This window comes from Labrys sedimenti (genome assembly GCF_034424805.1).
GTDB lineage: Bacteria > Pseudomonadota > Alphaproteobacteria > Rhizobiales > Labraceae > Labrys > Labrys sedimenti.
Window position 1 is genome coordinate 36,476 of sequence record NZ_JAXOUF010000002.1, and the last position, 25,407, is coordinate 61,882.

At 64.8% G+C, this 25,407-nt stretch carries 24 protein-coding genes; 14 read left to right on the top strand and 10 right to left on the bottom strand.

Annotated elements, in window-relative coordinates; all coding sequences use genetic code 11:
* Positions 1-145 precede the first annotated feature (145 nt).
* Positions 146-385: a DUF2934 domain-containing protein gene (locus tag U1R88_RS06565; RefSeq protein WP_322430544.1), complete on the top strand. Its 240-nt coding sequence runs from the start codon at positions 146-148 to the stop codon at positions 383-385.
* A gap of 123 nt (positions 386-508) precedes the next feature.
* Entirely contained in the window at positions 509-1,429 is a 921-nt protein-coding gene (locus U1R88_RS06570; protein ID WP_425545391.1) for a cation diffusion facilitator family transporter, read from the top strand.
* Between the two features lie 13 nt (positions 1,430-1,442).
* On the opposite strand, the gene U1R88_RS06575 is transcribed toward U1R88_RS06570, so the two are convergent.
* Entirely contained in the window at positions 1,443-2,234 is a 792-nt protein-coding gene (locus tag U1R88_RS06575; protein ID WP_322430545.1) for an NAD(P)H-dependent oxidoreductase, read from the bottom strand.
* Between the two features lie 93 nt (positions 2,235-2,327).
* On the opposite strand from U1R88_RS06575, the gene U1R88_RS06580 reads away from it, so the two are divergent.
* Complete coding sequence (locus tag U1R88_RS06580) at positions 2,328-3,254, top strand: LysR family transcriptional regulator (protein WP_322430546.1); 927 nt, start codon at positions 2,328-2,330, stop codon at positions 3,252-3,254.
* 226 nt (positions 3,255-3,480) lie between these two features.
* Positions 3,481-4,797 (top strand): cyclopropane-fatty-acyl-phospholipid synthase family protein, encoded by a 1,317-nt coding sequence (locus U1R88_RS06585; RefSeq protein WP_322430547.1) that lies wholly within the window; start codon positions 3,481-3,483, stop codon positions 4,795-4,797.
* Positions 4,798-4,972: 175 nt separating this feature from the next.
* On the opposite strand, the gene truB is transcribed toward U1R88_RS06585, so the two are convergent.
* The 8 genes from truB to U1R88_RS06625 all read right to left on the bottom strand — a co-directional run bounded on the left by truB (position 4,973) and on the right by U1R88_RS06625 (position 15,131).
* Positions 4,973-5,893: a tRNA pseudouridine(55) synthase TruB gene (gene truB, locus U1R88_RS06590; RefSeq protein ID WP_322430548.1), complete on the bottom strand. Its 921-nt coding sequence runs from the start codon at positions 5,891-5,893 to the stop codon at positions 4,973-4,975.
* Positions 5,890-6,315 (bottom strand): 30S ribosome-binding factor RbfA, encoded by a 426-nt coding sequence (gene rbfA / locus U1R88_RS06595; protein WP_311944238.1) that lies wholly within the window; start codon positions 6,313-6,315, stop codon positions 5,890-5,892. The genes truB and rbfA overlap by 4 nt, the downstream gene beginning before the upstream one ends.
* 155 nt (positions 6,316-6,470) lie before the next feature.
* Positions 6,471-9,815 (bottom strand): translation initiation factor IF-2, encoded by a 3,345-nt coding sequence (gene infB / locus U1R88_RS06600; protein WP_322430549.1) that lies wholly within the window; start codon positions 9,813-9,815, stop codon positions 6,471-6,473.
* Positions 9,816-9,857: 42 nt separating this feature from the next.
* On the bottom strand, positions 9,858-10,598 hold the full coding sequence (locus U1R88_RS06605) for an RNA-binding protein (protein ID WP_322430550.1): 741 nt from the start codon (positions 10,596-10,598) through the stop codon (positions 9,858-9,860).
* Between the two features lie 6 nt (positions 10,599-10,604).
* Positions 10,605-12,215: a transcription termination factor NusA gene (gene nusA / locus U1R88_RS06610; protein ID WP_068297363.1), complete on the bottom strand. Its 1,611-nt coding sequence runs from the start codon at positions 12,213-12,215 to the stop codon at positions 10,605-10,607.
* A 12-nt stretch (positions 12,216-12,227) separates the two neighbouring features.
* Positions 12,228-12,929: a ribosome maturation factor RimP gene (gene rimP / locus U1R88_RS06615; protein ID WP_322430551.1), complete on the bottom strand. Its 702-nt coding sequence runs from the start codon at positions 12,927-12,929 to the stop codon at positions 12,228-12,230.
* Positions 12,930-13,104: 175 nt separating this feature from the next.
* Complete coding sequence (locus tag U1R88_RS06620; protein ID WP_322430552.1) at positions 13,105-14,067, bottom strand: hypothetical protein; 963 nt, start codon at positions 14,065-14,067, stop codon at positions 13,105-13,107.
* Positions 14,064-15,131 (bottom strand): LacI family DNA-binding transcriptional regulator, encoded by a 1,068-nt coding sequence (locus U1R88_RS06625; protein ID WP_322430553.1) that lies wholly within the window; start codon positions 15,129-15,131, stop codon positions 14,064-14,066. Before U1R88_RS06625 ends, U1R88_RS06620 begins: the two co-directional genes overlap by 4 nt.
* 179 nt (positions 15,132-15,310) lie before the next feature.
* On the opposite strand from U1R88_RS06625, the gene U1R88_RS06630 reads away from it, so the two are divergent.
* The 6 genes from U1R88_RS06630 (at position 15,311) to U1R88_RS06655 (ending at position 21,664) form a co-directional block, all read left to right on the top strand.
* Entirely contained in the window at positions 15,311-16,618 is a 1,308-nt protein-coding gene (locus tag U1R88_RS06630) for an ABC transporter substrate-binding protein (RefSeq protein WP_322430554.1), read from the top strand.
* A gap of 108 nt (positions 16,619-16,726) precedes the next feature.
* Positions 16,727-17,641: a carbohydrate ABC transporter permease gene (locus U1R88_RS06635; RefSeq protein ID WP_068297358.1), complete on the top strand. Its 915-nt coding sequence runs from the start codon at positions 16,727-16,729 to the stop codon at positions 17,639-17,641.
* Positions 17,638-18,525 (top strand): carbohydrate ABC transporter permease, encoded by an 888-nt coding sequence (locus tag U1R88_RS06640; protein ID WP_068297355.1) that lies wholly within the window; start codon positions 17,638-17,640, stop codon positions 18,523-18,525. The genes U1R88_RS06635 and U1R88_RS06640 overlap by 4 nt, the downstream gene beginning before the upstream one ends.
* A 5-nt stretch (positions 18,526-18,530) precedes the next feature.
* Positions 18,531-19,625, top strand: coding sequence for an ABC transporter ATP-binding protein (locus U1R88_RS06645; protein ID WP_322430555.1), 1,095 nt, complete (start codon positions 18,531-18,533; stop codon positions 19,623-19,625).
* 63 nt (positions 19,626-19,688) lie between these two features.
* Positions 19,689-20,447, top strand: a complete 759-nt coding sequence (locus U1R88_RS06650) for a sugar phosphate isomerase/epimerase family protein (protein ID WP_322430556.1) — start codon at positions 19,689-19,691, stop codon at positions 20,445-20,447.
* A gap of 83 nt (positions 20,448-20,530) precedes the next feature.
* Positions 20,531-21,664 (top strand): Gfo/Idh/MocA family protein, encoded by a 1,134-nt coding sequence (locus U1R88_RS06655; RefSeq protein ID WP_322430557.1) that lies wholly within the window; start codon positions 20,531-20,533, stop codon positions 21,662-21,664.
* A gap of 96 nt (positions 21,665-21,760) precedes the next feature.
* On the opposite strand, the gene U1R88_RS06660 is transcribed toward U1R88_RS06655, so the two are convergent.
* The gene (locus U1R88_RS06660) at positions 21,761-22,222 is read right to left on the bottom strand and encodes an FxsA family protein (protein WP_322430558.1); all 462 of its coding nucleotides are present in this window, start codon (positions 22,220-22,222) and stop codon (positions 21,761-21,763) included.
* A gap of 243 nt (positions 22,223-22,465) precedes the next feature.
* Between U1R88_RS06660 and U1R88_RS06665 the strand changes: the two genes are divergently transcribed.
* From U1R88_RS06665 to U1R88_RS06680, 4 genes are read left to right on the top strand one after another with little or no spacing between them, the layout of a single operon-like run.
* The gene (locus tag U1R88_RS06665) at positions 22,466-23,164 is read left to right on the top strand and encodes a Tim44/TimA family putative adaptor protein (protein ID WP_322430559.1); all 699 of its coding nucleotides are present in this window, start codon (positions 22,466-22,468) and stop codon (positions 23,162-23,164) included.
* A gap of 40 nt (positions 23,165-23,204) precedes the next feature.
* The gene (gene mltA, locus U1R88_RS06670; protein ID WP_322430560.1) at positions 23,205-24,440 is read left to right on the top strand and encodes a murein transglycosylase A; all 1,236 of its coding nucleotides are present in this window, start codon (positions 23,205-23,207) and stop codon (positions 24,438-24,440) included.
* Positions 24,437-25,036 carry a Smr/MutS family protein gene (locus tag U1R88_RS06675; protein WP_322430561.1) on the top strand — a complete coding sequence of 200 codons (600 nt, stop codon included), beginning with the start codon at positions 24,437-24,439 and terminating at the stop codon, positions 25,034-25,036. The genes mltA and U1R88_RS06675 overlap by 4 nt, the downstream gene beginning before the upstream one ends.
* Entirely contained in the window at positions 25,033-25,395 is a 363-nt protein-coding gene (locus U1R88_RS06680) for a helix-turn-helix domain-containing protein (protein WP_068299543.1), read from the top strand. The genes U1R88_RS06675 and U1R88_RS06680 overlap by 4 nt, the downstream gene beginning before the upstream one ends.
* Positions 25,396-25,407 lie beyond the last annotated feature (12 nt).

Genomic DNA, 25,407 nt, shown 5'->3' on the forward strand with positions numbered 1-25,407 from the left:
CCTTGCCTGCCCTGGGAACCAGGCGCCCGCGAGCACGTTTTCATCGTGACGGCCGGCCGATCGCGGTTGGGCGAACGTCGTGCCATGACTTTGCCCCAGCGCCCGACCAGTGCCGTCCCGTAAAACCCGACGAGGGAGCGCAGCAATGCCACACACGACCGAACAGCGTATTCGAATGAAGGCCTATGAGATCTGGCTGCGCGAAGGCTGTCCGGAAGGCAGCGATCTTCGCCACTGGGAGATGGCCAAGAAGTTCATCGTTGGCGAGGAGGCAAAATCGACGCTGACCTCCCGCTTCTATGACGTGCACGAGCTGAATGAAAAGGGGGCGCCGGAGGAAAAGGCTGTCCCTGCTGTTGCCAAGCCCAAGACCCGCAAGCATTGAGTCGCATCGGCGGCTTGCCGGACATTCGCATCGTCCATCGACTCTGGGCCTTGCTTCTCTAGTGGCTAGAGGAGTTAGGTTTCTCCTGCACCGCGGCATTGGGCTGCGGCAGTGGCGAGGGGTATGATGGGACACCGGCATGTGCAGGGGGCGGTCTCGCGCGGAGAGACGGCGGCTGGTCGCCATAAGGGCAGTCTGCTGGCTGCTTTCGCCTTGACCTCGGCCTTCATGGTGGCCGAGGTTGTCGGTGGCCTGTGGACCGGCAGCCTTGCTTTGCTGGCGGATGCTGCTCATATGCTGACGGATGCCGGTGGCCTGGCCTTGGCCCTGATCGCCATCCGCTTCGCCGAACGGCCCGCCACGCCCCAGAAGACCTATGGCTATGTGCGTATGGAGGTGCTCTCGGCGCTCACCAATGCCGTCGTGCTGCTGCTGCTGACCGTCTACATTCTCTATGAAGCCTATGAGCGCTTCCGCAATCCACCCGAGATTCTCGGCGGCCCGATGCTGGCGGTGGCCGCGACAGGGCTGGCGGTCAACCTGATCAGCATGAAACTCCTGTCCGGTGGCTCTTCGGAGAGCATCAACGTCAAAGGTGCCTATTTTGAAGTGCTGTCAGACATGTTCGGCTCCCTCGGCGTCATCCTCGCCGCCCTCGTGGTGATGCTGACGGGCTGGACGAAGGTCGATCCCCTCATTGGCGCGGGGATCGGCCTGTTCATCGTGCCGCGCACCTGGATCCTGCTGAGGCAGGCGGTGCACATCCTGATGGAAGGCACGCCGCCCGAGGTCGATCTCGCGCTGCTCGAGAAAAAGCTGGTCGAGATTCCCGGCGTGGTCGCTGTGCATGATTTGCATGTGTGGACGATCACCTCGGGGCTCGACGCCATGAGCGGCCATCTGGTGCTGGCCGACATGGCGCGGGCACGCGAGGTCCTGGTGGCGGCACGCGAACTCGTCGGGCACGAGTTCGGCATCAGCCATGTCACAATCCAGACCGAGGATCGGGCATTGCGTGAGGCCGAAGGCGACGCCAGGCTGTAGCGGCCATCCGGGCTCAGCCGAGCGGCACGCGCCGATGCAGCGAGAAGCCGATTTCGCCCGGCGTTTCGAGCCCGGCTCGCAATTGCATGGTCGGAATCAGGTAGTCGCCCGCATTCTGGCGCCGGTAGGGGATGGGCGATATCGACGGCAGTGTTCGCATTCTGTCCCGCAGGCGTTCGGCCAGAGCCTCGAAACCCGCTTCCTTCAGGCTATCGGCGCGATAGGCCACGAAGGGTGGCGTCACGTCGTAGCCGGGATAATAGAGAATACCGTGATGGATCGGGAACAAGAGGTCGTCGATCGGGCCATTGATGCCGCGCGGCGTATAATGTTCTTCCCAGCCTCCGGCCGTGACGATCAGCATCGAGCGCTTGCCGGCCAAGGTCCCCTCGCCATACCGATCCCCCCAGCGCCGCTCGCTGTGCTCACCCACGCCATAGGCGAAACCATAGGCGAAGACACGGTCGACCCAGCCCTTGAGGATGGCCGGCATGGCGAACCACCAGAGGGGAAACTGCAGGATGAGGACATCGGCCCAGAGCAACTTCTCGATCTCGGCCTTGACGTCGTCGGTCAACGTGCCGGCCTCGAAGGCCTTCTCGGAGGCTTGCACCGGTATCAGCCGGGTGTCGGCTTCCAGCGCCGGAAAATCGGCCTGGTCGACTTCTGATTTCCATTTGTCGGCATAGAGATCGGACAGGCGGACCTCATGGCCCTGGGCCTCGAGTTCGGCGATGGCGACGTCGCGGAGCCTTGCGTTGAGCGAGCGGGGTTCGGGATGCGCGAAGACAAGCAGGACTTTCATGGGTGCTTCCAGGAATGAGAAATCATTCCTCAAAGCTAGGGAAGCTCCGTATAATCCGCTACATCGAGAGAATGCATAATATTGTGCCGAATTATGAATAAATCGGACGTCACTTTGGAACGCTTGCGTAGTTTTGTTCGCGTCGCAGAGCGTGGAAATTTCTCCGCGGTCGCGCGCGAACTGAACATCGGCCAGTCCAGCGTCACGCGGCACCTGAGCGAGCTCGAGGATGCGCTGGGCGTGGCTCTTCTCAGCCGCACGACCCGGCGTGTCTCGCTCACCGAGGAAGGCGGCCGCTACTATGCGCATGCCGTCCAGATCCTGCGCCTCGTCGAGCAGGCCGGCGACGAGGCGCGACAGGGGCAGGGCGAGCATGCCGGCACGGTCCGCGTGTCTTGCACGGCGGCCCTCGGTGTTCGGTACATCGCCGGCCTGCTCTTTGCCTTCCAGGATCGTCATCCCGACATCAGGGTCGAATTCAGCCTTACGGACGCGCAAATCGATCTCGTCCGGGAAGGCGTCGACCTGGCGCTACGGCTCGGGCCACTCGACGAGAGCTCCATGAAGAGGCGATCGCTAGGTCGCAGCCGGCGGATCCTCGTGGCGGCTCCAGGCTTTCTGGCCCGGTACGGCCGACCGGAGACGCCGGAAGACCTGGGCGGGCTCGAGGGGATACGCATGTCGAACATTGCGGGTAGCGAGACGCTCATTCTCGAGGGGCCGGACGGAAGCCGCCATGCCATACCCTTCGGCGGCCGCCTGCAGGTCGATCACGGACTTGCGGCGCGCGAAGCCTTCGCGGCCGGCCGCGGCTTCGGCCCGACCCATGTCTGGCTGGTCGACGATCTCCTGGAGCAGGGGCGGCTGGAGCCAATCCTGCCTGAGTATGCGCCGCTGCCGACACCTTTGAACATGCTGATCGTGCCCGAACGCGCCGGGATTGCGCGTGTCAGGCTGCTGATCGAATTTCTCGCCGGCGCGATCGCCCAGCTGCCGGGCATCGATGCCAAGGTGCCCTGAGGACTGTCGCCCCTGACGCTACAGCCGCGTGACTCAGCCTCGAATCGTTCCTGTTCCTTGTCACCGCGGGGTGATGCACCTCTGGGTTGCAGGTAGTATTAAACCTGTCAAAAGGGAGATGGAGAGACGTTTGCCCGAGCCGGTCGAATCGGGACGCGTCGCTGCATTGCCTTCACGCCGAGTGGGGTGAGTGCAGGCAGGCCCCCCAACCCCTGAAGCGGCGTCCATGAATCTAGAAGAAAAGCGTCTTGCAGTTACGCGTCGGCTCGTCGGGGAGGTCGCCGACAAGCTTGGAGCGGATCTCAGCCTCGAATTGTGGAACGGCGAAGTTCTGCCGCTCGGGCCTCGCGCCAGAGACGACATCCGCTTCGTGTTGCGCTCGCCCGAGGCGATACGGCGGATGTTGACGCGCCCGAGGCTGATGACGCTGTTCGAGCTATACGCCGAACAGGAGGTCGATATCGTCGGTGGAAGCCCGCTCCAGGCGGCGGCACGCTGGAATCACAGCAAGGCACTCGCCACGGGCCGGTCATTCCCCAAAATGAAGCTGTTGAGGTTTGCCACGCCATTCCTCTTCGGCCGGATGGCCAGGGCAGCCCCACTGCCCAGCTTCGGTGGCTCGGTTCCGATGCACTATGCCAAGGGGCGGGACGACAAGGAGCTGATCCAGTTCCATTACGACGTCTCGAACGAGTTCTATCAATTGTTCCTGGATCCCGAGATGGTCTATTCGGCGGCCTATTTCCAGAGCCCGGAATCCTCGCTCGAAGATGCCCAGAGGACCAAGCTCGACCGTATCTGCCAGAAGCTTCAGTTGAAACCCGGTGACCGATTGCTCGACATCGGTTGCGGCTGGGGAGGGTTGGTCTGTCATGCCGCCAGGCATTACGGCGTCACGGCCTATGGCGTGACCCTGGCGCAGCGCCAGCTGGAATTCTGCCACGCGAAAATCGAACGGGAGGGACTGGGAGACAAGGTCAAGGTGGAATTGCGCGATTATCGCAACATCGAGCCATCGGGGCAGTTCGATGCGGTCGCGCAGATCGAGATGTTCGAGCATGTGGGGCTGAAGAATCACGACCGCCATTTCATCCACATGCGTGACCTGATGACCCCCGATGGCCGCTATCTCCACCAGGCCAGCGTTCGGCGTGCCTTGTTCGACATGTCCAAGTTCGGCCGGGAAACGGCCTATATGAGAGTCATCCGCCGCTATATTTTCCCGGGCGGCGAGATGGACCACATCGGCATGACCGCGACCAATCTCGAGCGGCATGGCTTCGAAATCCATGATATCGAGCCGATGCGCATGCATTTTTACCTGACCCTCAAGCACTGGGTCGACAATCTCTGGGCGAACCGGGAGAAGGCCTGCGCCATGGTCGGCTGGGAACGCACGAGGCTATGGCTGCTCTATTTGTCGATGTGCTGCATCAGCTTCCAACGCGGCGGTATCAACGTGTTCCAGACCGTGGCAACCCGGCGCATCCATGGTCCATCGATCTTGCCCTTGCGAAGAGCGGAGTGGTTTCAGGAAGCCTGAAATCCCTCTGTCTATCGCAAATGAGCCGCCCCCCTGCTGCCGGGACGGCGAGGTCACCGGCCCACAAGACGCAACAGCACCGGACTCGATTCAGGAATCAGGTCCGACGCTGCAAGGAGGCTGTTGCCGCTTCGTTTTGGCAAAAACCGGTGTCTGCCTTTTGGCGCGACGCTCTCTATAGTCTGAAGATGCGCTTGGGCAGCAATTCGCCGCGCTCGAGTTCGGCGAGCGCCACCAGCGTGCCGCCGGACATCACTGCCGCCACGCCTTCGAAGACCGGCGCGTCGCGGCCGCGCAGGATCACGCCCTGGCCGCGGGCAAGGCGGCTGGCGTCATGCTGGGAAACCATCAGGGTCGGCAGGGCCTCGAGGGCGGTTTCCACCGGCAGCAGGGCTTCCGCCAGCGGCGGCAGGTCCGGGGTGCCTTCCTTCATGGCGCGCAGTTCGTCGGGCGTGACCGCATCCTGCTCGTCGAAAGTACCGACCATGGCCCGGCGCAAAGCGGTGACATGGCCGTAGCAGCCGAGGTCGCGGCCGAGGTCGCGCGCCAGGGCCCTGACATAGGTGCCCTTGCCGCATTCGGCCTCGAAAGTGGTGGTCTCGCCGGTAAATTCGACGATGCGCAGGGCATGAACCTCGATATTGCGGGGCTCGAGCTCAACTTCCTCGCCGTCACGCGCAAGGTCGTAGGCGCGCTCGCCATCCACCTTGATGGCGGAAAAACGCGGGGGGACCTGGCTGATAACGCCGGTGTAGCGGGGCAGCAAGGCTTCGATCTCTGCTTTTTCAGGCCTAAGGTCGGAGGTCGCCACCGGGCCGCCTTCGGTGTCGTCGGTGTTGGTCTCCACCCCCCAGGTGACGGTGAAGCGATAGACCTTGCGGCCGTCCATGACATAGGGGACCGTCTTGGTGGCTTCACCGAGGGCGATGGGCAGGATTCCGGAGGCCAGGGGGTCGAGCGTGCCGGCATGGCCCGCCTTCTTGGCGTTGAACACGCGCTTGACCACCGAGACGCCCTGGGTCGAGGTCATGCCGACGGGTTTGTCGAGGATGATCCAGCCATTGACCTCGACGCGGGTGGAACGGGGAGCACTCATTCCTCGTCCTCCTCCTGGCCCGGCAGCTTTTGCTCGAGATCACGGCTGACGTCCGGCTGGCGCAGCAGGGTGTCTACCTTGGAGGCGTAGTCGAAGGTCGTATCGATGAGGAAGCGAAAATTGGGCGCATATTTCATGGTCACGCGCCGCGCGATCAGGCCGCGCAGATATTTGGCATGGGAGGCCAGGGCCTTGATCACGGCCTCGCCATCCCCGCCGCCCAGCGGCATCACATAGACGGTTGCGACCTTGAGATCGGGCGACATCCTGACTTCCGGCACGGTGATGACCTTGCCTTCGAGCACGGGATCCATGATCTCACCGCGCTGCAGGATGTCGGCGATGGCGTGGCGGATCAGTTCCGCGACACGCAATTGCCGCTGCGACGGGGCTTTGGAAGAGGAGGGGGTAAGACGGGGCATGGTGTTCTTCTGGGAGCGCGGACATCCTGTCCGCTCTTTTCTTTTCATGGGCTGGAGCGCTGTCCGAAACAAGAGCGGACAGGATGTCCGCGCTCCATAAAACAGCAATGGCCGGGCTTGCACCCGGCCATTGCGCGACTTTCTGCCGAGACCAATCAGAGCGTACGCTTGATTTCCTCGACGCGGTAGCACTCGATGACGTCGCCCGAGCGCATGTCCTGGTAGTTCTCGAAGGCCATGCCGCATTCCTGGCCGACCTGGACTTCCTTGACCTCGTCCTTGAAGCGCTTGAGCGTGGAGAGCTTGCCTTCGTGGATGACGACATTGTCGCGGATGAGGCGGACATTGGCGCCACGCTCGACATGGCCGTCGGTGACGCGGCAACCCGCGACCTTGCCAACCTTCGTGATGTTGAACACCTCGAGGATCTGGGCATTGCCGAGGAACTCTTCGCGCAGGGTCGGCGCCAGCAGGCCGGAGAGCACGCCCTTCACGTCATCCACGAGGTTGTAGATGATGTTGTAGTAGCGGATCTCGGTACCCGTACGCTCGGAGGCCTCGCGAGCTTCCTTGTGGGCGCGGACGTTGAAGCCGATCACCGCGGCACCCGAAGCTTCCGCCAGGGTGATGTCGGACTCGGTGATGCCGCCGACACCCGAATGGATGACGCGAGCCTTCACCTCGTCGTTGCCCACCTTGTCGAGGGCACCGATGATGGCTTCTAGCGAACCCTGCACGTCGGCCTTGACGACCAGCGGTAGTTCACGGGCGCCCGAGCCGGCCTTCACCGCGGCCATCATGTCGGCGAGCGTGCCACGACCGGCACCAAGGCGGGCCGCGGTGTTCTCGCGCTTCTGACGCGTACGATATTCGGTGATCTCGCGGGCACGGGCTTCGCTCTCGACCACGGCAACGCGATCACCAGCTTCCGGCGTGCCGTTGAAGCCGAGCACCTCGACCGGCAGGGACGGGCCGGCCTCGGGAAGGTTGGCGCCCAGATCGTTGACCAGAGCGCGCACGCGGCCCCACTCGGCACCGGCGACGACGATGTCGCCGACCTTGAGCGTACCGCGCTGCACCAGCACGGTGGCAACCGGACCCCGGCCGCGATCGAGCTTAGCTTCGATCACCGAGCCTTCGGCCGGACGATCGGGATTGGCCTGCAGGTTGAGAATTTCGGCCTGCAGCTGGATCATTTCCAGCAGCTTGTCGAGATTGGTACGCTGCTTTGCCGAGACATCGACCTCGATGGTCTCGCCGCCCATCGATTCCACCTGGATGTTGTGCTGCAGCAGTTCGGTGCGCACGCGTTCCGGCTTGGCGTCAGGCTTGTCGATCTTGTTGATCGCCACGATCAACGGCACCTTGGCTGCCGTCGCGTGATTGATGGCCTCAACCGTCTGCGGCATGACGCCGTCATCGGCTGCAACCACCAGAACGACGATGTCCGTCACCTTGGCACCGCGGGCACGCATGGCCGTGAAGGCGGCGTGGCCGGGTGTATCGATGAAGGTGATCTTGCCGCCGAGCGGCGAGGTCACCTGATAGGCGCCGATGTGCTGGGTGATGCCGCCGGCTTCGCCGGAGACGACATTGGCCGAGCGGATCGCGTCGAGCAGCGAAGTCTTGCCGTGGTCGACATGGCCCATAATGGTCACCACCGGCGGGCGCGGCTCCAGATGATCGTCGATGTCGGCTTCGGCGAACAGGCCTTCCTCGACATCGGCTTCCGAGACGCGCTTGGCGGTGTGGCCGAGCTCTTCCACGATCAACTGCGCGGTATCGCCGTCGATGACGTCGTTGATCTTCTTCATTTCGCCCTGCTTCATCAGCAGGCGAATGACGTCGACCGCGCGTTCCGACATGCGGTTGGCGAGTTCCTGGATGGTGATCGCTTCCGGAATCACCACCTCGCGCATGATCTTTTCCTTGGCCTCGACATGGCGATGGCCGGTCATGCGCTGGGTACGGCGGCGGAAGGAAGCGACGGAACGCGTGCGCTCGTCCTGCTCACCCGTCGCGCTGGTCACGGTCAGACGGCCACGGCCCTTCTGCTCGGTCGTGCGCGGCGTTGCTTCGCGGCGCGGAGGGGCGGCATTGCCACGCCCGGGGCCGCCGGGACCACGGCGCACGCTGCGACCGCTATCGTCGTCATCGGCAACCGCGCGGGTGCGGACCGGGCCGCCGACATTGCGGCCGGCCGGCGGCGTGATGGCCGGCTCCGAAGGCGTAAAGGCAGTGGCGCCACGATTGGCACCGAAGCCACCGCCGGGGCGGCGATCGCCAAAGCCGCCACCGCCTTCGCGCGGCGGGCCACGACGTTCGCCGAAACCGGTGCCACCCTCGCGCGGCGGACCACGGCGTTCGCCGAAGCCCGAACCACCCTCGCGTGGCGGACCACGGCGCTCGCCGAAGCCCGAACCACCTTCGCGCGGCGGACCGCGACGTTCACCAGCCGGTCCTGCGCCGCCTTCACGGGGACGCCGGTCACCGAAGCCGGAACCGCCTTCGCGCGGCGGACGCCGGTCGCCGGAGCCTTCGCGCCGGTCGCCATAGCCGCTGGGCCGGGCCGGTGCTGCCCCTTCACGGGGCGCCGGCGCGGCATCGCCAAGATGGCGCCGTGCTTCGGCCTCGCCATGGCGGCGGGTTTCTTCCTCGCGGCGATGACGCTCTTCTTCTTCGCGCTTGCGGATTTCAGCAGCCTTGCGCTCTTCCTCGCGACGAGCTTCCTCGGCCGCACGGCGCACGGCTTCCTCGGCTGCGCGCTTGCGCTCCTCGGCCTCGCGAACACGGGCTTCGGCCAGCACGCGGGTGCGGGCATCCATTTCCTCGCTGGAGAGCGTGCGCAGAACCATGCCGGCACCCGGACGGTTCGGGCGCTGCCCCTGGGGGCGACCTCCCATCGATTGGCCGGGGCGTCCGCCCTGCTGGGGACCGCCCGGACGTCCCGGTGCAACCGGACGCGGTGCGGAGGGAGCGGCAGCGGCGGGAGCCGCGGGGCGGGGAGCCGCCGGGGGCGCTGCTGCCGGAGCCGGAGCCTGGACTGCGGGACGCGGGGCCGGTGCTTCCGCCTGCGGGGTCGGCGTCGGAGCGACAGCCACTGGAGCGGCAGGCTTCTCGACAGCGACCGGCGCGGGCTGAACCGGCGCGGGCGTCGGGGCCTTGGGAGCTTCTGCCGGAAGCGGCGCAGGTGCCGGTTCGGCAGCGCGCGGAGGCGGAGCCGGCTGGGGCGCTGCTGCTGCTGCCGGAGGTGCGACCGGCCGCGGAGGTTGCGCAACGGGGGCAGCCTGACGCGGGGGCGGCGCGGCAGGCGGCGGCGCGGCAGGCGGGGTAACGGGGCCTGACGGACGGCGCTTCACCGTCTCGACGACGACAGTCTTAGAGCGGCCGTGCGAAAAGCTCTGGCGAACCGTATCCGGCGCGCTCGAGGGCCGCTTCAGTGTCAGCGTCTTGGTGGGCGGAACAGTCAGCGTATCGCCCGGGTTTTTCGTATCAGTCATTCCGTGCCAAATCCTGCGGGTCGCCCCGTTTCATTCGAAAGTTCAGCTGACGTCGTCGCCGTCTTGCGACGGGGCGGCATCTTGCGTTGAGGGTTCGTCGTCCGCCTGCAGCGGGGCTTCGGAGGATGGATGTGGTTCAGCCGAAGCCAGTCCGCCATCCTGCCAGAAAGCAAGCGCTGCAACGCGATCCAGGAATCCGGTAACCGCCGGGCCCGCGCAGAGCGCAGCATGTATCACATTTGTCCGCCCTAATGCCAAATCCAAATGGGCAGAATCGAAAATCGTAATGAAGTTTGGTGCATTTTTATCCCAATAGGCCCGTTTGACGGCTTGCGCAAGCTTGCGGCCACCGTCTTCGGCACCGTCACGCGCTTGAATCACGGCCACGAGGCGGCGTGAAACACGTTCGGAGTCGATGGCGTCCGTCACTTTGGCGAAGCCGGCAAGTACGAGTCCGGCCTTGTTGGCAAAGCTGAGCATGTCGAGAGCCGCCTTGCGCAGGAGCCGCTCGATGACATCGGGTAGATCGGCCGGCACCTCGACCGGGCGTTTGAGCAGGCGGGCGAAAGCCCGCTTGCGCATGGCTTCCTCGACGCTGGCACGGTTGGCGGTGACCCAGACGCCGCGTCCGGGCAGGACGCGCTTGAGATCCGGGGTGAGCGTGCCGTCGGGCGCTGCGACGAGGCGTATCAGCGTATCGACAGGACGCACCAGGCGCGTGGCCGCACACAGGCGCTCGCGCGCCCGGCGGTCATCGTCATCCTCGATGCGTTCTGTCAGCACTATGGGTCATGCTCCATGCTCGGAGAGTGCGGAGGCTTCTTCCTCGGCGGGCTCTTCTTCGGCCGGGGCAGGAGCCTCGACCCATCCTGCCTTGATGCGGGCGGCCATGATGATCGCCTCAGCCTCATCGCGGCTCAGCTCGAAGCCGTCGAGGTAACCGGCATGCTTGGTGGTCTCGCCATCCTTGCGCTCGGTCCAGCCGACGAGATCGTCGGTGGCGCAACCGGCAAGGTCCTCGACCGACTTCACGTCGTTCTCGCCCAGCGCCACCAGCATGGCGGTGGAGACGCCCTCGACCGTCTTCAGCTCGTCCTCGACGCCCAGCGCCTTGCGCTTGGCATCGAACTCTTCCTCGACCGCGGTGAGGTAGTCGCGGGCGCGGGTCTGGATCTCCTCGGCCGTTTCTTCGTCGAAGCCTTCGATCGACGACACGTCGGAGGGATCGACATAGGCGACTTCTTCGACGGTGCGGAAGCCTTCGGAGGCGAGCAACTGGCCGACGACTTCGTCGACGTTCAGGGCGGTCATGAAGGTCTGGGTGCGCTGCACGAATTCCTTCTGGCGGCGCTCGCTCTCTTCGGCCTCGGTGAGGATGTCGATGTCCCAGCCGGTGAGCTGGGAGGCGAGGCGCACGTTCTGGCCGCGGCGGCCGATGGCCAGCGAGAGCTGGGCCTCGGGCACGACGACCTCGATCTTCTCGGAATCCTCGTCGAGCACCACCTTCGACACTTCGGCCGGCTGCAGCGCGTTGACGATGAAGGTGGCCACATCCGGCGACCAGGGAATGATGTCGATCTTCTCGCCCTGCAGTTCGCCGACCACGGCCTGCACGCGCGAACCGCGCATACCGACGCAGGCGCCGACCGGGTCGATGGAGGAATCGCGCGAGATCACCGCGATCTTGGCGCGCGACCCGGGATCACGGGCCACCGCCTTCACCTCGATCACGCCGTCATAGATCTCCGGCACTTCCTGCTCGAAGAGCTTGGACATGAACTGGGGATGGGTGCGCGACAGGAAGACCTGCGGACCGCGCTGCTCGCGGCGCACGTCGAAGAGATAGGCGCGGATGCGGTCGCCGGGGCGGAACACTTCACGCGGGAGCAGTTCGTCGCGGCGCACCACGGCCTCGCCGCGGCCGAGATCGACGACGACGTTGCCATATTCCACGCGCTTGACCAGGCCGTTCACCACGGTACCGACGCGATCCTTGAATTCGTCGAACTGGCGGTCGCGCTCGGCTTCGCGCACCTTCTGCACGATGACCTGCTTGGCCGACTGGGCGGCGATGCGGCCGAAATCGAAGGGCGGCAGGGTTTCGGCGATCCAGTCGTCGACCTGAGCGGCCGGGTTCTTGCGGCGGGCGTCTTCGAGCAGGATCTGGACGGCGTCGTTCTCGATCTGGTCGACCACCTGCAGCAGCCGCGACAGGCGGATCTCGCCGGTCTTGGGGTTGATCTCGGCGCGGACTTCCGTCTCCTGACCATAACGGGAGCGGGCGGCCTTCTGAATGGCGTCTTCCATCGCGGCGAGCACGATCTGACGATCGATCACCTTCTCGCGGGCGACGGCGTCGGCAATCTGCAACAGTTCCAGGCGGTTCGCGCTGACGGCCATGATTCTTTCCTCTCAGCGGGTTTTTGGTTGTCTATGCGGCTGCTTGGCCGGCGTTTCCGGATCGGAGCTCTCGCCCGACTCCAGCTCGGCCGCTTCCTGAGCCTCGAGTTGCGCGGCCAGCGCCTTGGAGGCCACCTTGGCGCGGCGCAGCGATTCCGTCACCAGCGCGTCGGTCAGGATGAGATGGGCCTCGCTCATCTCGTCGACCTTCAAGTCCACGTCGGTGGCCTCACCGGGACCGGCATCGGTGCGACGAATCCTGGCCTTGCTGCCTTCGGCGCCCAGCAGGATGCCCCGGAACCGGCGGCGGCCGGCCACGATCAGGGTCATCTCGATCTTGGCCTCGTGCCCGGCCCAGCGCTGGAAGTCGCTGACGCGAACCAGGGGGCGGTCGATCCCCGGCGAGGAGATCTCCAGGTGATAGGCCTTGCCGATTGGATCGTCGACGTCGAGGACGGGCGAGAGCGTCTTGGAGATCAGCTCGCAATCCTCCACGGTCATGGTGCCGTCGGGACGTTCGGCCATGATCTGCACGGTGCCGCCATTATTGCCGTTGAGGCGCACCCGCACGAGGCGGTAGCCGAGCGGCAGGATGGTGCGCTCGGTGATTTCTGCCACGCGTGCGGCAACGCCAGTCTCGGTGAGACGGCGCGGTTCGTTCAACGCGTCGGCCGACGAATCGGCCTGGCTGACAATGGCTTCGGGTTCGGTCACGTAACCCTCGAAACAAAAAGAGCGGGTCCCGGGTGGGGCCCACTCTCAAAACCAATGATCCAGTGGACCATCTATGAGATGTCTCATCGAGACAGTCGCAATATAGGGATTTTTCGCGGCCATGCAAGGAAGGATTTGTTCACCTTGTGGAAGAGGAACCTTCAGGCGCCCGATTTCAGTAGTAAACCCCGGCCGCCAGGGCCACATCCGTCACGCTCAGCCGATGCCAGTGCTCATCCCGCACGACATGCAAGGTGTCGTGCCGGGCTACAAGCAGTCGGGCCGGCCGTTCGCGGCTGAAGCCGAGGTCGAGATCGAAGACGGCGAGAATCTTGACCTGATGGCTGCTGAGGCGGAACAGCACGATGCGGTGGCTGTCTTGGGCGTAGCCGCCGATCAGCAGGCAGAGATGGCGATCCATGGCGATGGCCTTCACCCCGCTGATGTCGTTGGACCAGAGCTGCTGCTTGCCCGACGGTTCGACACGCAGGATGGGGAAGTCGGTGTAGTAGCAGCTCCAGATCTCCTTGCGCTCGACGTTCAGCGCATAGCAATCGACCACGGGGAAGCCAGCCTGGGCCACGCCCTGCGACCACAACGCCGTTCCGTCGGCGGCGAAGCGCATCAGGCCGCTGGCCCGCATGCCCGGTCCTCCCCGGCCCCAGGCGCGATTGATCAAGGCCCCTTCGTCCCAATAGCCGCACCAGATCCTGCCCTCGCTGTCACATTGCAGATGTTCGATGGCATCGCCCAGGCAGAAGCGCCGCAGCACGGTTCCGTCTTCGGCCAGATGTCGGGCATTGTCCTGCCCCTGGCGGCAACGCGCGTCGGCGATGATCCAGCCGCCGCCGGGTATTCCGTCGAAGACCGGATAGTCGAATTCCAAAGAAAAATGCGTTTGGTTTCCCTGCCACTCGCCGTCGAAGGTCGTGAGCCTGCCTATCGTCGACGTGGGTTTGGGGGATGGCTCGCGCCCCGGGGCCAGCATGTCACGACCGGCATCGAGGCAGGCCAATCGGCCGTCCATGGTGACCGCATAAGCCAGTTCGAACCAACCGAGCCCGCGCTCCGGTAGAAGAACGGCGCTGGAGGGGGCGATCCTCGATCTCGCCGTTCCCTTCGCTTCCTTGGCGCTCATTCCGTTACCGATCCCGCGCTCTCGCGCTCGTCGAGAACGCCCTTCAGCATGGTCAACCGGTCCGGGATGGTTTCGCCCCGCATCATCGCGAGCAGAAGGGCTGCGCCGGTGGATCCGAGTTCGAAGCGCGGCTGGCGAATGGTGGTCAGGGTCGGTTCGACGAAATCGCCGAACTCGATGCCGTCGAAGCCGACGATGGACACGTCCTGCGGCACCCTGAGGCCGCTGCGTCGGATGGTCGTCATGAAGGCGATCGCCATCTCGTCGCTGGTGGCGACCACCCCGGTTGGGCGACGATCCAGGGCCAGGAAGGCCTTGCCCGAGGCGACTCCGGAGGCAAAGTCGTAACGGCCCTCGAACCGTACGAAATCATCGGGCCCGAGGCCGGCGGCGGCGATTTCGGCCTGGAAGCCGGCATAGCGATGGCGCTCGTTGTAATTGCCCCTGGGGCCGGCGAGATAGGCCAGATTCCGATGGCCCCTGTCGAGAAGATAACGTGTCTGGGCCCTGCAGCAGACCTCGTCGTCGACCACCACCGCCGGTATGCCTGGAACATCCGTCTCGGCGCAGACGCCGACGATGGGAATACCGGAGTCGGCGATGGTGCGTCCGGCATGCGAGGGCACCGTCGAGGCAAGCACCAGCGCTCCATCGATATGGCCGCCGAAGACGAGGTCGACCAGATATTTCTCCTTGCCGTCGACGCTGTCGAGATTGCCCATCAGCACGGCATAGCCGGCCTGGGACAGGGCGACGTCGATGCCCCTGAGCACCTCGCTGAAGAAGGGCGGATTGCGCCGGGGCCCGACGACCACCAGCACGGTGCGCGAGGAGCCGGCACGCAACTGCCGGGCAGCGCTGTTGGGCGTGTAGCCGAGTTCTCGCACGGCCATGAGCACGCGTTCGCGGGTCTCGGCTTGGACGCGGTCGGGAAAGGTGAGGGCGCGGCTGACGGTGGCGGTCGAGACGCCGGCGGCGCGCGCCACGTCGCCGATGCGGACCTTGGAGGCATCACGCGGGGCGCGCCTCTGGATGCGTCTGGCTCGTTCCTTGGCGGGCGGCATGGGACTACCGTTCTCCAACCTGCTGGCAAAACTTCGAAAAAGCTCTGCCATCTGCCTGTTGCGGGTGCGACCGGAGCCCTGAGCCAATCCCCTTGACACGAACCCCGATCGCAATCAATATCCCGGCGCGTGCAATCGATTACATAAACACAGCATGCGATCCTTTAGGGAGGATGTCCATGGAAAAAACGAGGGCGTTTCTGCTGCGGGCTCCGGCACGCTCCATGCTTGCCGGCGTGTTCAGTACCCGTGGCGCGCTTGCCGCCCTGGCCCTGGCCCTGGCCGGGCTGGAGCTTTCAGGCCAGGCCTTGGCCCAGGACAAGCCCAAGGCCGAAGTGATGCATTGGTGGACATCGGGTGGCGAGGCGGCGGCCGTGAAGGTCTTCGCCGACCAGTACACCAAGGCTGGCGGCGTCTGGGTCGACTCGGCCGTCGCCGGGGGGCAGGCTGCACGTTCGGCTGCAATCAACCGCATCGTCGGCGGCAATCCGCCCACGGCCTCGCAGTTCAACACCGGCAAGCAGTTCGACGATCTGGTCAGCCAGGGCCTGCTCAACACCGTCGACCAGGTTGCCGAGGAAGGCAAATGGAAGAGCTTCCTGCCGCCTTCCTTCATCGAAGCCGCGAGCCGCGAGGGGCATATGTATGCCGTTCCGGTGAACGTGCATGGCCAGAACTGGGCTTTCTATTCCAAGGAAGTGCTCGACAAGTCCGGTGTCACCGCGGTGCCTACCAACTGGGATGATTTCTTTGTCGCCCTCGACAAGATCAAGGCGGCTGGCTTCACCCCGCTGGCACAGGGCGGCGAGCCCTGGCAGGAGCGTCTGCTGTTCAACGTCGTGCTGCAATCGGTCAGCAAGGACACGTTCACGCGGCTCTATGCCAAGAACGATGCCACCGCTATCGATACACCCGAGTTCAAGAAATCGGTCGAGATTTTCGGCAAGTTGCGCGGCTACACCGATGCGGGATCGCCGGGGCGCAACTGGAACGATACCACGGCCCTCCTGATCACCAACAAGGCCGGCGTGCAGTTCATGGGCGACTGGGCCAAGGGCGAGTTCAAGGCGGCCAACAAGGAGGCGGGCAAGGATTTCTACTGCCAGATCGGTATCGACGACAAGGAACTGGTGATCGGCGGTGACGTCTTCGTTTTCCCCAAGACGACCGACGCGGCCCAGATCAAGGCGCAGAACCTCCTCGCTTCGACCATGCTGTCGCCTGAGACGCAGGTGTTGTTCAACATCCAGAAGGGCTCGATGCCGGTGCGTACCGATGTCGATGCCAGCAAGTTCGATCTGTGCGCACAGAAGGGCATGAAGCTGCTCGCCGACCCCACGCATCAGACGCCGGTGATCGACATGCTGGCCAGTGCCGACCTGGTCGGTGCGCTCGAGGATGTCATCACCAATTTCTGGAACAACAAGAGCCAGACGCCGGAAGAGTTCACCGCCAAGTTCGCGGATGCGCTGAAGTCGGCGCAGTAGGTTCATCGGGGGCGGGTCTTCAGGCCCGCCCGACCTGCGCGCCGGCAAGCCGGGCTGGAGAGCGGCCCGCCAAATCCCACCGCAAGACGGATCCTGAAGGAGGTCGCAATGGCCGAGCCTGCAAGATTGTCGCGTCCCAATCGTCGGCCCTACCGTCTGAACATGGCGGCCCTGGCCCTGATACCGGCCTGGATCATCGTCGTCGCCGCCTATATCGGCACGATGATCTGGACGATCGTCATCTCCTTCACCGGCTCCAAGCTGCTGCCGGTCTACAATTTCGTTGGTTTCGACCAGTATGTCCGGTTGTTTGCCTCCGATCGTTGGCAGGTTTCGGTGTGGCATCTGGTCGTGTTCGGCGTGCTCTTCATTGTCTGCTGCCTGATCGTCGGCTTCCTGCTGGCGGTGGCGCTCGACCAGAAGATCCGCTTCGAAAACACGTTCCGCACCATCTTCCTCTATCCCTATGCGATGTCCTTCATCGTCACTGGCCTGATCTGGCAGTGGCTGATGAACCCCAATCTCGGTATCCAGAACACGGTGCGCAATTGGGGTTGGACGAGCTTTACCTTCGACTGGGCGGTGAATTCGAATCTTGCCGTCTTCGCCTTGGTGATCGCCGCAATCTGGCAGGCCTCGGGCCTGGTGATGGCGCTGATGCTGGCGGGGCTGCGCGGCGTCGACACCGAATTGTGGAAGGCAGCCAAGATCGACCGTATCCCGACCTGGCGCGTCTATGTCTCCATCATCCTGCCGATCCTCACCCCCACCATCACCACGGCGACGGTGCTGCTCTCCATCGCGGTGATCAAGGTCTATGACCTGGTGGTCGCCCTCACCAATGGCGGGCCCGGTACGGCCTCCGAAATGCCGGCCAAATTCGTGATGGACAATCTCGGCCAGCGCCAGAATATCGGCCTCGCGACGGCGGCCTCGACGATGATGCTGATCACGGTGATCTGCGTGGTCTCGCCATGGCTCTACCATACCTATTTCCGCCGGCAGTCGCGGAGGCCAGCATGAGCGCCCTCGAGACACCACGCGGGCGCAAGCCGGCCCGCCTGACCCCCGGCCGCATCGGCCTCTATGTCTTCCTCGTCGTGGCAGCCGCCTTCTTCCTGCTGCCGGCCGTGGTGATGGTGCTGACTTCGCTCAAGACCATGGAGGAGATCCGCCAGGGCCAGATCTTCGCCCTGCCGCTGGCCTTCGATCTCGCCGCCTGGAGCAAGGCCTGGTCGTCAGCCTGCACGGGCCTGGCCTGCAACGGCATCAGCGTCGGCTTCCTCAACTCGGTGAAGATCCTCATCCCCAGCGTGGTGATCTCCATCGCCGCCGGCGCGATCAATGGCTATGCGCTGTCGCTGTGGAACGTGCGCTACGCCAACCTGCTGTTCGGCATCCTGCTGATCGGCGCCTTCATTCCCTATCAGGTCTTCATCTACCCGCTGGTGCGCGTCTCTTCGCTGGCCGGCATCTTCCAGACCCTGCCCTGCATCGTGATCGTGCACACCATCTTCGGCATGCCGCTGATGACGCTGATCTTCCGCAACTACTATGCCAGCCTGCCGGCCGAATTGTTCAAGGCTGCACGCGTGGATGGCGGCGGCTTCTGGCAGATCTTCTTCCACGTCATCCTGCCGATGTCGACGCCGATGCTGATCGTGGCCGCCATCCTGCAGGTCACCGGCATCTGGAATGACTTCATCCTCGGCCTGACCTTCGCCGGCGGATCCAACTCGCCGATGACGGTGCAGCTCAACAACATCGTCAATTCCACCACGGGCGAGCGGGCCTACAACGTCAACATGGCGGCGACCCTGCTGACCGCCTCCGTGCCGCTCATTGTCTATTTCGTCTCCGGACGCTGGTTCGTGCGCGGCATCGCCGCCGGCGCGGTGAAAGGATAAAGCGCATGCACACCACGCCTTTCTCCGTCTCCGTCAAGGATCTGTCGATCCGCTACGGCGCCGTGTCCGTCATCGACAATCTCCAGCTCGACATCCGCCAGGGCGAGTTCATCGTGCTGCTCGGACCCTCGGGCTGCGGCAAGTCCACCTTGCTGAACGCCATCGCCGGTCTCCTGGAGATCAGCGACGGCGAGATCTGGATTTCGGGCAAGAACGTCACCTGGGCCGAGCCGGCCGATCGCGGCATCGGCATGGTGTTCCAGTCCTACGCGCTCTATCCGCGCATGAGCGTGGAGGGCAACATGTCCTTCGGCCTTAAAATGGCCCGCGTGCCCAAGGCGGAGATCGCCGCGCGTGTCGCCAAGGCCTCCAAGCTCCTGCATCTCGATCCGCTCCTGCAGCGCAAGCCCTCCGAATTGTCGGGCGGCCAGCGCCAGCGTGTCGCCATCGGCCGCGCCCTGGTGCGCAATGTCGACGTCTTCCTGTTCGACGAGCCCCTGTCCAATCTCGACGCCAAGCTGCGCAACGAGCTGCGCGTGGAGATCAAGAAGCTCCACCAGGGCCTCGGCAACACCATGATCTATGTCACGCATGACCAGATCGAGGCCTTGACCCTGGCCGACCGCATCGCCGTGATGAAGGGCGGCGTCATCCAGCAATTGGCGAGCCCGCTCGAGATCTACCACAAGCCGGCCAACCAGTTCGTGGCGGGCTTCATCGGCTCGCCCGGCATGAACTTCATCGAAGGCCGGCTTTCGGGAGGGCCGGGCAGCTGGCGTTTCGAAGCCGACGGCGAGAGCATCGACCTTGCCGCCTACGCGTTCTCTGCCGATCCCGGCGCACGCAAGGCGGTGCTGGGCATCCGACCCGAGCATATCGATGTCGGCTCCGCGCCATCGGGCCGGCATGCTGCCCGCGGAAAAATCGACATCGTCGAGCCGATGGGCGCCGAGACGGTGCTGTGGACCAGCTTCGCCGGCAAGCCCGCCACCATCCGTGTCGATGGCGACAATGAAAGCGGGCCTGGGGACGAGATCGATTTTCATTTCGACGTCGGGCGTGCCTCGCTGTTCGACGCGGAAAGCGGAGAACGCCTGTGAAGAAGCCCTGCCGCGATTGCCACCCAACCCGTTGATTTTTCTCATTTTATGAAAGGACCCGCCATGACTTTGCAACATCCCCTGTCGTTCCAGCTCTATTCCGGGCGTAACTTCCCGCCGCTCGAGGGCCAGCTCAGGACGATCGCCGAGGCCGGCTTCAGCAATGTCGAGCCCTATGGCGCCTTCTACGAGGACGTGCCCGCCGCCGCCCGCCTGTTCAAGGAATTCGGCCTGACGGCCAAGAGCGGCCATTTCGGCATCGATTCCCTGGAGGCCGATCTCGATCGCAATCTTCGCATTGCCGAGGCGCTGGGCATCGAAACCATCGTGGCGCCCTATCTGGTGCCCGATGCCCGCCCCAAGGATGCGGCGGGATGGAAGGCGTTCGGCGCGCGGCTGGCGGCCGTGGCGCGCAAGGCCCGTGAGGCCGGCTATGGCTTTGCCTGGCACAATCACGATTTCGAGTTCATCGCCCTGTCGGATGGCTCCTATCCGATCGAGCACCTGCTCGTCGACGGTGTGAAATGGGAAGCGGATATCGCCTGGATCGTCAGGGCCAATGCCGATCCCAAGCCCTGGATCGCGCGCTATGGCGCCATCATGCCGCTCGTCCATGTCAAGGACATCGCGCCCGCCGGCGAGAAGGTGAACGAGGACGGCTGGGCCGATGTCGGCACCGGCGTGGTGGATTGGGCGACGATCTGGCCGCTCTGCGTGGCCGCGGGCGCCGAGATCATGGTCGCCGAGCACGACAACCCCTCGGACCTCAAGCGCTTCGCCACGGTGAGCGGCGAGGCCATGCGCAAGCTGGCGGGGTTTTGAAGGGTGTGCCGATCTCCAGATCGGGACAGGCTGCAAAACGTGCCGATCAGGAGATCGGCACACCAAATCTTCAGGAGACCATCATGCCTTTGCGCGTCGGATTGATCGGCTGCGGCAATATTTCGGACATCTATCTTCTCAATGCCGCCCTGTTTCGCGATTTCGATTTCATCGCCTGCGCCGATCTCAGGGAGGAAGCGGCCAAGAAGCAGGCCCAGAAATACAATCTGCAGCGGCGCAGCATCGAGGCGCTGCTGGCGAGCGACGATGTCGACATCGTGCTGAACCTCACCATACCCGAGGCGCATGCCGAGGTCTCGCGCGCCGCAATTGCGGCCGGCAAGCATGTCTATGGCGAAAAGCCCATCGCCACGCGTCTCACCGACGGCATTGCGCTGATGGAAGCGGCGAAGGCGAAGGGGCTGAGGGTGGGGTGCGCACCCGATACGGTGCTCGGCGCCGCCATCCAGCAGGCGAGGCTGCGGATCGATGCCGGCGAGATCGGCCGGCCGCTGATCGGCACGGCCGCCGTGCTCGGGCATGGCATGGAGCACTGGCACCCAAACCCGGAATTCTTCTTCAAGCCCGGGGCAGGGCCTGTCTTCGACATGGGTCCCTATTATCTCTCCACCCTCGTCAACCTGCTGGGGCCGGTCGCCTCGGTCATGGCCTTGAGCCAGAGCGGCTTCGAGGAGCGAGTGGTGACCACGGAGAGTTCGCCGTTCAAGGGGCAGAGCATCGTGGTGGAGACGCCGACCAGCATCCAGGCCCTGCTCGCCTTCAAGTCCGGCGCGCAGATCACCTTCCTGGCAAGCTGGGACGTCTGGGCCCACGGCCAGTTGCCGATCGAGTTGCACGGCACCGAAGCCTCGCTGCGTGTGCCCGATCCCAACTGGTTCGGCGGTGAGGTCGCGCTGGCCCGCCCGCGCGAAGCCTGGGAGAACCATGCCTCGTCCGGCGACCGTTTCGGCCAGCCGAACTGGCCGGCGGAACATCCCGTCAATGCCAATTATCGTGGCCTCGGCCTTGCCGACATGGCACGCGGGATCGTCGACGGCCGTCCCCATCGCGCCAGCGGCGAGATTGGCCTGCACGTCCTTGCGGTGATGGAAGGCATCCTCACCGCCGCCGAGCAGAAGCGGCCGGTGCTGATCGAGCAGGCTTGCGAACGACCCGCGCCGCTCGGCGACGAGGAGGCGAGGGGGCTGCTGGCCTGAATAGGCAGAGGGAGTGATTTTGGAAAGCGACCGGGAAATGGCAACCAAAACCTGGTCTGCGCCACCGAGCCGATGAACGCCTCGATATGGCATTCCCTATTCGTCCACCGGCTTCCATTCGTCGCGGCCGAGATCGACGACCTTGGGATCGCTGCTCGTCGTGCTGGTGCGCCCCTGGGGGGCTGGAACCGGCCCTTCACGCCACTGCCGCAACAGGCTCGGCAGCAGGAGGGCGAAGCCGATGACGTCGGTGACGAAACCGGGAATGATCATCAGGACGCCGCCGAGGGCCACCATCAGGCTCTCGCGGGCGGCACCGTTGTTCGGCTCGCCGCCCTGCATGGCTCGCATCAGGCGCGAGAATACGCTTGTGCCCTGCCGGCGCAGCAGCGAGGCGCCGATGAAGGAGGTCGCCACCAGGGCGATCAGCGCCAAGGCGATGCCGATCCGGCTCGCGACCCAGACGAAGGCGGCGATTTCCGCAAAGGGCAGGATCACAAGTCCGGCCAGGCCGAGCCAAGCCCAGCCGGCGGGAACATTGAAGCTGCGTGCGATCATCGGTGTCGTTTCTCCTGGAGCAAAGACGCTTTTTGCCAAAAATGCGTCTTTGCGGTTCCCTCTGAGGCAAGACCTTGCGCGGCGGCATGCGCCGCATGCTGGCCATGTTTGCCCTTCATGGTAGCATGAAGCTGGCAAACTGCCCGACGCACACCATATAGGTGAGGATTGTGGCATTGCCACAGGGGACTGGAGCCGTTATTTCGAGTCATCACTCGGTCGGTGGGGATGCTGAAGGCACAAATGGGTAGTTTTGATATCATCACGCTGGTGTTTCTGGGGCTCGCGGTGTTCGTGATCTTCAAGCTGCGTTCCGTGCTTGGGGAGCGCACCGGCGCCGAGCCCCCGACATTCGAGGGATTGCGGCGCGATGCCCAGCCTGCATCTCGGGACGACCGGAGCGCCAATCCGCCGCAGCGCGATGCCGAATCCCCCATCGAGACGCAGGCGCCGACGCCGGGCTTCCGCTGGGAAGGCTTTGCCGAGAAGGACACGCCCCTGGCGGCTGGGTTCGATGCGATTGCTGTCGTCGATCCGAGCTTCCAGCCCCAGAGTTTCGTCCCGGGCGCCAAGGCGGCCTACGAGATGATCGTCACCGCCTTCAACAACGGTGACCGCAAGACGCTGAAGAACCTGCTGTCACGCGAGAATTTCGACGCGTTTTCCCAGGACATCACCGAGCGGGAGGCGCGCGGCGAGACCGTGCAGGCCAATTTCGTTTCGATCGACAAGGCCGATATCGTCGCTGCCGGCGTCAAGGGGCGCGTCGCCGAACTGACCGTCAATTTCGTCTCGCAGATGATCAGCGCCACCAAGGACAGGAATGGCGCGGTTGTCGACGGCAGCGTCGATCAGGTGGCTGTTGTCTCCGATACCTGGACATTCGCGCGCGATACCAGCACGAAGGATCCCAATTGGCGCCTCGTGGCGACCGGCGGTTGAGCGCGGTCGGAAGAGGCAGGCGGGCCACGGTATCGATGTCATGGGGATCTTGCGCCGAGTCGGGCCTTTTGCCGCTTTCTTCGTCGCGGCCGGCATAGCCTGGGCCGGCGAGCGGCCGTCGCCGCCCCCGCTTCCGGCGGGAGCGACGGCCACACTGGTGCCGTTCGGCAAGCTTGCGGGATGGAAGCGCGACGACCACGCCAAGGCCTGGCAGGTCTGGCTCGCTTCATGCCGCTCCCAGGCCGAGAACAATCCCGCTCTCGATGCCGGCGTACCGGTTCCCGAAGGCCTGGCGAGCCTTTGCCGCGAGGCCTTGAAGCGCGGCGCGCTGGAGGCCCCCGCGGCTCGCGCTTTCTTCCAGGCCCATTTCGACGCCTGGCGCATCACTACGCGCAAGGGCAGCGGGCCTACCGGCGGAAAGGCCTTCTATACCGGCTATTACGAGCCGGAGATCCGCGGATCGCTGGTGCGGGAGGGCGAGTATCAGACCCCGCTCTATGACCGGCCGGCGGATCTGGTCAGTTTCGAGCCCAATGCCATTCCTCCCGGCTTCGAAGGCTACAGCGCAGCCCGGCGCAAGCTTGACGGCAGCCTGGAGGTCTATCCCGACCGAAAGGCGATCGAGCAGGGAGCCCTGGATGGGCGGGGGCTCGAGATCGCCTATGTCGCCGATCCCGTCGACCGCTTCTTCATGCAGGTGCAGGGTTCGGGGCGGCTGAGGCTGCCGACCGGCAGCGTGGTGCGCTTTGCCTATGCGGGAAAGAACGGCCAGCCCTATTCCGCCATCGGCAGGGCAGTGGCGGAGAGGCTCAACATACCGCCCCGCGACGTCACCATGGCGGGCCTCAGGGATTTCCTGGCGCGCGACCCGAAGGAGGCGCGCGAGGTGATGTGGGTGAACAAATCCTTCGTCTTCTTCAAGGTCGCACCCTTTCTCGGTGCCGATGCCGGCCCGATCGGCGGTGAGGGCCTGCCGGTCACGCCGCTGCGCTCCATCGCGATCGATCGCAGGATCTGGCCCTATGGCTTGCCGGTCTTCGTCGAGACCGCGATTCCCAATGTCGGCGGTGGGGTGAAGCCCGAACCCATCCGCAAGCTGATGATCGCCCAGGACACGGGATCGGCCATCATCGGCCCGGCCCGGGCCGATATCTTCTTCGGATCGGGCGCCAAGGCAGGGGCGGTTGCCGGCGCGGTCCGCCATGGCGGCGGCTTCTACGTGCTATGGCCCAAGTCACAGCCTGGCAAGAATGGCGGTGCCGGGGGGCGACCATGACCCGCCGCAAGGGACTGACCGCCGAAGACAGTGAGCTCTGGGCCTTCGTCACCCGGGAAATCACCCCGTTGAAACGCCGTCGCCGCAAGCTGGCCGTCGCCAAGGCCGCGACGAAGGCAGCGGAAACGCTGCCCGCGCCGGAGACGACGCCCGTCAAATCGCCCGCGAAGCCGAAATCCGCGGCCAGCCGTCCGGTCAAGCCGCCGCCCGCGCCGCCGATACCGCCGATAGCGCCCATCGACAAGCGCGAGCGGCGCCAGGTTGTGCGCGGCACACGCGCCATCGACGCCAGGATCGACCTGCACGGCATGCGCCAGGCCGAGGCCCACGGCGCCTTGCGCGGCTTCCTCGCCATTGCCCAGATGCGCGGCTATTCCATGGTGCTGGTCATCACCGGCAAGGGTGGTGGCGGAGGCGGTGACATGGCGTTTTCGGGCGACGAGCGCGGGGTGCTGCGCCGCGTGGTGCCGCAATGGCTGCGTATGGCCGATCTCAGGCCGCTGATCCTCGGCTTCGAGGAAGCGCATCACGGGCACGGCGGCAGCGGCGCCCTCTATGTCCGGCTGCGCCGCATCCGCAGGCTCGGCGAGCGATGACCCCCTTCGGTGCCAGATTGCGCGCCCTGCGCGCGGCCCGTGGCCAGAGCCTCAAGGCGATGGCGGAGGCGCTCGGCGTCTCGGCGGCCTACCTGTCGGCACTCGAGCATGGCAAGCGCGGGCAGCCGACCTGGATCCTGCTGCAGCGGATCATCACCCATTTCAACATCATCTGGGACGAGGCCGAGGATCTGCAGCGCCTGGCCGCGCTGTCCGATCCGCGCGTCGTGGTCGACACCGCCGGCCTGACGCCGCAGGCCACGGAGCTTGCCAACCGGCTGGCCCAGGACATCGCGAAACTGCCCGAGGTGGAGGTCGAGGCGATGCTGGCAAGATTGAAGGCGATCGATGGCGCATGAAGGCTGGAACTC

Excerpts from the sequence above, each read along its gene's own strand:
- U1R88_RS06620 (WP_322430552.1), bottom strand. The coding sequence starts at position 14,067 with ATGAGCGCCAAGGAAGCGAAGGGAACGGCGAGATCGAGGATCGCCCCC.
- U1R88_RS06650 (WP_322430556.1), top strand. The coding sequence starts at position 19,689 with ATGACTTTGCAACATCCCCTGTCGTTCCAGCTCTATTCCGGGCGTAAC.
- U1R88_RS06665 (WP_322430559.1), top strand. The coding sequence starts at position 22,466 with ATGGGTAGTTTTGATATCATCACGCTGGTGTTTCTGGGGCTCGCGGTG.
- truB (WP_322430548.1), bottom strand. The coding sequence starts at position 5,893 with ATGAGTGCTCCCCGTTCCACCCGCGTCGAGGTCAATGGCTGGATCATC.
- nusA (WP_068297363.1), bottom strand. The coding sequence starts at position 12,215 with ATGGCCGTCAGCGCGAACCGCCTGGAACTGTTGCAGATTGCCGACGCC.
- U1R88_RS06675 (WP_322430561.1), top strand. The coding sequence starts at position 24,437 with ATGACCCGCCGCAAGGGACTGACCGCCGAAGACAGTGAGCTCTGGGCC.
- infB (WP_322430549.1), bottom strand. The coding sequence starts at position 9,815 with ATGACTGATACGAAAAACCCGGGCGATACGCTGACTGTTCCGCCCACC.
- U1R88_RS06645 (WP_322430555.1), top strand. The coding sequence starts at position 18,531 with ATGCACACCACGCCTTTCTCCGTCTCCGTCAAGGATCTGTCGATCCGC.
- U1R88_RS06630 (WP_322430554.1), top strand. The coding sequence starts at position 15,311 with ATGGAAAAAACGAGGGCGTTTCTGCTGCGGGCTCCGGCACGCTCCATG.
- mltA (WP_322430560.1), top strand. The coding sequence starts at position 23,205 with ATGGGGATCTTGCGCCGAGTCGGGCCTTTTGCCGCTTTCTTCGTCGCG.
- U1R88_RS06575 (WP_322430545.1), bottom strand. The coding sequence starts at position 2,234 with ATGAAAGTCCTGCTTGTCTTCGCGCATCCCGAACCCCGCTCGCTCAAC.
- U1R88_RS06565 (WP_322430544.1), top strand. The coding sequence starts at position 146 with ATGCCACACACGACCGAACAGCGTATTCGAATGAAGGCCTATGAGATC.
- U1R88_RS06625 (WP_322430553.1), bottom strand. The coding sequence starts at position 15,131 with ATGCCGCCCGCCAAGGAACGAGCCAGACGCATCCAGAGGCGCGCCCCG.
- rbfA (WP_311944238.1), bottom strand. The coding sequence starts at position 6,315 with ATGCCCCGTCTTACCCCCTCCTCTTCCAAAGCCCCGTCGCAGCGGCAA.
- U1R88_RS06680 (WP_068299543.1), top strand. The coding sequence starts at position 25,033 with ATGACCCCCTTCGGTGCCAGATTGCGCGCCCTGCGCGCGGCCCGTGGC.
- U1R88_RS06640 (WP_068297355.1), top strand. The coding sequence starts at position 17,638 with ATGAGCGCCCTCGAGACACCACGCGGGCGCAAGCCGGCCCGCCTGACC.
- U1R88_RS06660 (WP_322430558.1), bottom strand. The coding sequence starts at position 22,222 with ATGATCGCACGCAGCTTCAATGTTCCCGCCGGCTGGGCTTGGCTCGGC.
- U1R88_RS06655 (WP_322430557.1), top strand. The coding sequence starts at position 20,531 with ATGCCTTTGCGCGTCGGATTGATCGGCTGCGGCAATATTTCGGACATC.
- U1R88_RS06585 (WP_322430547.1), top strand. The coding sequence starts at position 3,481 with ATGAATCTAGAAGAAAAGCGTCTTGCAGTTACGCGTCGGCTCGTCGGG.
- U1R88_RS06570 (WP_425545391.1), top strand. The coding sequence starts at position 509 with ATGATGGGACACCGGCATGTGCAGGGGGCGGTCTCGCGCGGAGAGACG.
- U1R88_RS06580 (WP_322430546.1), top strand. The coding sequence starts at position 2,328 with ATGAATAAATCGGACGTCACTTTGGAACGCTTGCGTAGTTTTGTTCGC.
- U1R88_RS06635 (WP_068297358.1), top strand. The coding sequence starts at position 16,727 with ATGGCCGAGCCTGCAAGATTGTCGCGTCCCAATCGTCGGCCCTACCGT.